Source organism: Micromonospora sp. NPDC051296 (assembly GCF_040682255.1).
Classification (GTDB): Bacteria; Actinomycetota; Actinomycetes; order Mycobacteriales; family Micromonosporaceae; genus Micromonospora; species Micromonospora craterilacus.
Window position 1 is genome coordinate 1 of the sequence record NZ_JBFBAO010000446.1, and the last position, 5,052, is coordinate 5,052.

At 70.7% G+C, this 5,052-nt stretch carries 4 protein-coding genes, 1 tRNA gene and 2 pseudogenes; 5 read left to right on the forward strand and 2 right to left on the reverse strand.

Going from position 1 to position 5,052, the window contains the following annotated elements; genetic code table 11:
• The coding region (locus tag AB0M52_RS30405) for a hypothetical protein (RefSeq protein ID WP_363960859.1) at nt 1-94 on the reverse strand (94 nt) is incomplete at its 3' end.
• A 13-nt stretch (nt 95-107) separates the two neighbouring features.
• Nucleotides 108-1,055: pseudogene (locus AB0M52_RS30410) on the reverse strand (acyl-CoA desaturase); the annotation flags it as partial.
• Between the two features lie 133 nt (nt 1,056-1,188).
• Here AB0M52_RS30410 and AB0M52_RS30415 point away from each other — a divergent pair.
• The 5 genes and pseudogenes from AB0M52_RS30415 to AB0M52_RS30435 all read left to right on the forward strand — a co-directional run.
• On the forward strand, nt 1,189-1,854 hold the full coding sequence (locus AB0M52_RS30415) for a helix-turn-helix domain-containing protein (RefSeq protein ID WP_363960853.1): 666 nt from the start codon (nt 1,189-1,191) through the stop codon (nt 1,852-1,854).
• Between the two features lie 28 nt (nt 1,855-1,882).
• Nucleotides 1,883-1,954 (forward strand) — tRNA-Gln (locus tag AB0M52_RS30420).
• 102 nt (nt 1,955-2,056) lie between these two features.
• Entirely contained in the window at nt 2,057-3,592 is a 1,536-nt protein-coding gene (gene glmU / locus AB0M52_RS30425; RefSeq protein ID WP_363960855.1) for a bifunctional UDP-N-acetylglucosamine diphosphorylase/glucosamine-1-phosphate N-acetyltransferase GlmU, read from the forward strand.
• A 61-nt stretch (nt 3,593-3,653) separates the two neighbouring features.
• Nucleotides 3,654-4,634, forward strand: a complete 981-nt coding sequence (locus AB0M52_RS30430; protein WP_363960857.1) for a ribose-phosphate diphosphokinase — start codon at nt 3,654-3,656, stop codon at nt 4,632-4,634.
• A 331-nt stretch (nt 4,635-4,965) separates the two neighbouring features.
• A pseudogene (locus AB0M52_RS30435) lies at nt 4,966-5,052 on the forward strand (50S ribosomal protein L25); the annotation flags it as partial.

Here is a 5,052-nt window from a genome sequence, read left to right on the forward strand (position 1 = left end):
ACTCCTCGATGTCCGGATGCCACGGCTCCAGGTAGACGCAGGCTGCGCCCTTGCGGCGGCCACCCTGGTTGACCGCGGCGACGCTGGCGTCCAGCCGCCGCCTGGTCCGCCGGCTTCACCAGCTTCGCCGCGATCCGCTCCGGCTTCGGCCAGCGGACGTCCCACGCCGCGCCCACCTTCTCGAACAGCCAGATCACCCGGGCCGAGATGTCGATCTGCCCCCGCAGGACGCCGTGCCGCGCGCTGGTCGGGTCGGCGTGGTGCAGGTTGTGCCAGCTCTCCCCGAAGGACAGCAGCGCCAACGGCCAGAAGTTGGCCGCCCGGTCGCCGTGGCGCATCATGAACGGCCGCTCGCCGTACACGTGACACACCGAGTTGATCGACCAGGTGACGTGGTGCAGCAACGAGATACGGACCAGGCCGGCCCAGAACAGCGCGGTCAGCGCGCCCTGCCAGGACCAGGTCAACAACCCGCCCATCAGCGCCGGGCCGAGCACCGAGACGGCCGCCAGCACGGGGAAGAGCTTGTCCATCCGCCGGATGTCCCGGTCCGTCAGCAGGTCCGGGGCGAAGCGCTCCCGGTTGGACAGCTCGCGGCCGAACAGCCAGCCGACGTGCGCGTGGAACAGCCCCTTGGTCAGGCCGCGCAGGGTGGCGCCGAACCGCCACGGCGAGTGCGGATCCCCCTCCAGGTCGGAGAAGGCATGGTGGCGCCGGTGGTCGGCCACCCACTGGATGACGTCGCCCTGCACGGCGAGCGAGCCGGAGGTGGCCAGGGCGATGCGCAGCCAGCGCTTCGCCTTGAACGAGCCGTGGGTGAAGTAGCGGTGGTAGCCGACCGTGATGCCCAGGCCAGACAGCACGTACCAGAAGGCCGCGATGCCCACGTCGACCCAGCTGAGCCAACCGCCCCAGGCGACCGGCACGGCGGCGACCAGCGCCGCGAACGGGATCACCACGAAACCCCACAGCGCGATCAGGATGCCCCGGGACTGGGTGCCCTGGGTGAGGGGCTTCGGACCGGTCGGATGAGGGTCGAGCAGGGCGGTGGACATGGCACCTCGCAGGGGACGGGTGGAACGCGAATCTACGCCTACGTCACCGTAACTTACGGGGCCGGTAGATCACATCAGACAGCGACGTGAACGAATGTCTGGACTGTCGTACGCTCGCCCTAACCTGCACCACATGACCGATCCCCACGCCGCCGAAGTGCGTCGCCTGCGTTCCGAGGAGCAGCTCTCGGTCCGGGAGATCCGGGCCCGCACCGGTCTCGGCCGCAACCGTGTGTACGAGCTGCTGCGCGGCGTCCCGCCGCCGGAGCGGACCCGGCGTCCGAACGCCAAGGACGACCTGCGCGCCGAGGCGGTGGCGCTCCGGTCGACCGGGCACTCGGTGCCGGAGATCGCGCGGCGGTTGAGGGTGAGCAAGTCGACGGCGCATCTCTGGGTGCGGCACGTTCCGCTCGACCGGGAGGCGGAAGAGGAAGTGGAGCGCCGCCGGGCCCACTCGAAGGCGATGACCGACCCAGGGCTGCTGTCGCTCTTTCTGCGCTTTCTGGAAACCTGCGGGGTCGACCGCAGCGTGCCGACCTACCGGGTGAGCATCCACGAGACCGCCGACCCGGACGCGGCGGCCGAGTGGTGGGCGGGTGAACTGGGGCTTCCGACCCACCGATTCCAGCGGGCCAGCCTGAAGAAGCACAACCCATCCACCCTGCGCCGCAACACCGGCGAGGGTTACCGCGGCTGTCTCGTGATCAACGTGCCCCGTAGCCGCGAGCTCTACTGGCGGATTGAGGGTATGATCGCCGAGCTGTTCCGGTCCGCAGCAGAGCACACAATTGTGGATTGATGTGGCGCGTTGCGGCTTGACATGTCAATGGGGTGTGGGGTAACGGCAACCCGCAGGCCTTTGGAGCCTTGAGCTCCTGGTTCGAATCCAGGCACCCCAGCAGATGCGGATATTCCGCCGATCCTTGTGGCCGTGCCAACTGGGCGGGATTGTCTGGTTAGCATGGCCGCGAGACTGTCCGCGTCCCGACGGGAGCCACGTCGTGTCCGAGCCCCACCCCCGTACCGTCGTCGTGCTTGCCGCCGGGGAGGGCAAGCGGATGAAGTCCGCACTGCCCAAGGTGCTGCATCCGATGCTCGGCCGGACGCTGCTCGGCCACGTGCTCAACGCGGCCGACCCGCTGGCGGCGCAGCGGACGATGGTGGTGGTCGGGCACGGCGCGGACCAGGTCCGGGCGCATCTGGCCGAGGTCGCCCCGGGGGCCACCGCGGTGCTCCAGGCCGAGCAGCTCGGCACCGGGCACGCGGTGCGGATCGCGCTGGAGAGCGCGCCGGAGGCGACCGGCACCGTGGTCGTACTCAACGGCGACGTGCCGCTGCTGCGGCCGGAGACGGTCGCCGCGCTGGTGGCGGCGCACGAGAGCGAGGGCGCGGCGGCGACCGTGCTGGCCGCGGAGGTGCCGGATCCGACCGGTCTCGGCCGCATCGTGCGCGACGCCGCGGGGCGCCTGGAGCAGATCATCGAGCAGCGCGACGCCACCCCCGCCCAGCTCGCGGTCCGGGAGATCAACGCCGGCATCTACGCGTTCGACGCGGTCCGGCTGCGGAACGTGCTCGGCAAGCTTTCCACGGACAACGACCAGGGCGAGGAGTACCTGACCGACGTGTTCGGGCTGCTGGTCTCGGCGGGCGAGCCGGTGGCGGTGCACCTGGCGACCGACCACACCGAGACGCTCGGCTGCAACGACCGGGTGGAGCTGGCGGCGTTGCGGCGGCTGCTCCGGGACCGGGTCAACGAGCGTTGGATGCGGGCCGGGGTGAGCCTGCTCGATCCGGAGACGACGTGGATCGACGTGACCGTGGCGCTGGACCGGGACGCGGTGGTGGACCAGAACACCCAGCTGCGCGGCGGCTCGGTGGTCGGCAGCGGCGCGGTGGTCGGGCCGGACGTGACGCTGGTCGACACGGTGGTCGGCGCCGGCGCGACGGTGCTGCGCAGCCACGCGATCGGTGCCGAGGTCGGCCCGGGTGCCAGCGTCGGACCGTACGCGTATCTGCGGCCGGCCGCGCGGTTGGCGGAGAAGTCGAAGGTCGGCACGTTCGTCGAGGTGAAGAACTCCGAGCTGGGTGCGGGTGCCAAGGTGCCGCACCTGTCGTACGTGGGCGACGCGACGATCGGGGCGCGGGCGAACATCGGCGCCGCGACGATCTTCGTGAACTACGACGGGGTCAACAAGAACCGCACCGTGGTCGGCGAGGCGGCGTTCGTGGGCTGCGACACGAGCCTGATCGCGCCGGTCGAGGTGGGCGCCGGGGCGTACGTGGCGGCAGGCAGCGCGATCAGCAAGGACGTGCCGCCGGGCGCGCTCGGGGTGACCCGGGCGCCGCAGCGCAGTGTCGAGGGTTGGGTGGCGCGCAAGCGGCCCGGTACCGCCTCCGCCGAGGCGGCCGAGCGTGCCCTGCGGGGTGCGCAGGGTGCGCCGACTCCGACGTCGGCCGCAAGCGAAGGTGAGGCAATCCACGGCGCTGCCGAGTCGGTGGGCCGGACGCCCGGGGCGGGAGATACTGCAACCGAATAGTCCCCGGCCGACCACCACCGTGGGCCGGGTACCACCGACCAAAACGGGAGCAGACGGGCCCATGGGCAGCATCGTCGCCGAAAACCGCAAGAGCCTGATGCTCTTCTCCGGACGGGGTTTCCCGGATCTGGCCAAGGAGATCGGCGAGGTGCTCGGCGTCGCGCCGACGCCGGCCGACGCGTACGAGTTCGCCAACGGCGAGATCTTCGTACGGTTCAAGGACTCGGTACGTGGTTCGGACGCCTTCGTGGTGCAGTCCGTCACGCACGGGGTGAACACCTGGGTCATGGAGACCCTGATCATGATTGACGCGCTGAAGCGCGGTTCGGCCAAGCGGATCACGGTCGTCCTGCCGTTCTATCCGTACGCCCGGCAGGACAAGAAGCACCGCGGCCGGGAGCCGATCTCGGCGCGGCTGGTCGCCGACCTGTTGAAGACGGCGGGGGCGAACCGGATCCTCACCGTGGATCTGCACACCGCGCAGATCCAGGGCTTCTTCGACGGCCCAGTGGATCACCTCTTCGCGATGGACATCCTGGCCGAGTACGTGGAGCACAAGTACGCGGGCCGGCCGATGACCGTGGTCGCGCCGGACTCGGGGCGGGTACGGGTGGCCGAGCGGTGGACTGACCGGCTGGGCGGTTGCCCGCTGGCGTTCATCCACAAGACGCGGGATCCGTTGAAGCCGAACCAGGTGGTGGCGAACCGGGTGGTCGGCGAGGTCGAGGGTCGGGTCTGCCTGGTCGTCGACGACATGATCGACACGGGTGGCACGATCTGCAAGGCGGCGGACATCCTGAAGGAGTCGGGCGCGGCGGACGTGATCGTGGCGTCCACCCACGCGCTGCTCTCCGACCCGGCCACCGAGCGGTTGAAGAACAGCCCGATCAGCGAGGTGGTGGTGACCAACACGCTCCCGCTGCCGCCGGAGAAGCAGCTCGACAAGCTCACCGTGCTGTCCATCGCGCCGCTGCTGGCCCGGGCCATCCGTGAGGTGTTCGACGACGGCTCGGTGACCACCCTTTTCGGTGGGCTGAGCTGACCCCCGCGCGGGTCTGAGCGCTACGGCGTCGGATGGGCCGGCCGCTCCGGCGCGGCCCATCCGCGGTCCGCGCCGGCCCGGCCGTCCGGCCGGGCCGCGCGCCGGCGTGCCCGGCTGTTCCGGGGACTGCCGGATGCCCGCGAAATTGCTCGGGTAGACTGGTGCGGTTGCCACGGCGAGGGTGCCCTGCGGGCCGCTGAGAAGCGCCGCACGGAGGCACCGTGATCGACGCGGTGCTCCGGGCAGTCTTCTGACGCATGAGCCCCTGCGAGCCCCCCGCCCAGCACCGCCAGACGACAAGCTGCCGCAGCGAAGCATCAGGAGTTTCCCCGTGTCCGAGGTAAAGATCAGCGCCGAGCCCCGCACCGAGTTCGGCAAGGGTGGTGCCCGTCGTACCCGCCGGGCCGGCAAGGTGCCC

Bases quoted from the DNA above. Each gene is read 5' to 3' on its own strand.
- AB0M52_RS30415 (WP_363960853.1), top strand. From the start codon at position 1,189: ATGACCGATCCCCACGCCGCCGAAGTGCGTCGCCTGCGTTCCGAGGAG.
- AB0M52_RS30430 (WP_363960857.1), top strand. From the start codon at position 3,654: ATGGGCAGCATCGTCGCCGAAAACCGCAAGAGCCTGATGCTCTTCTCC.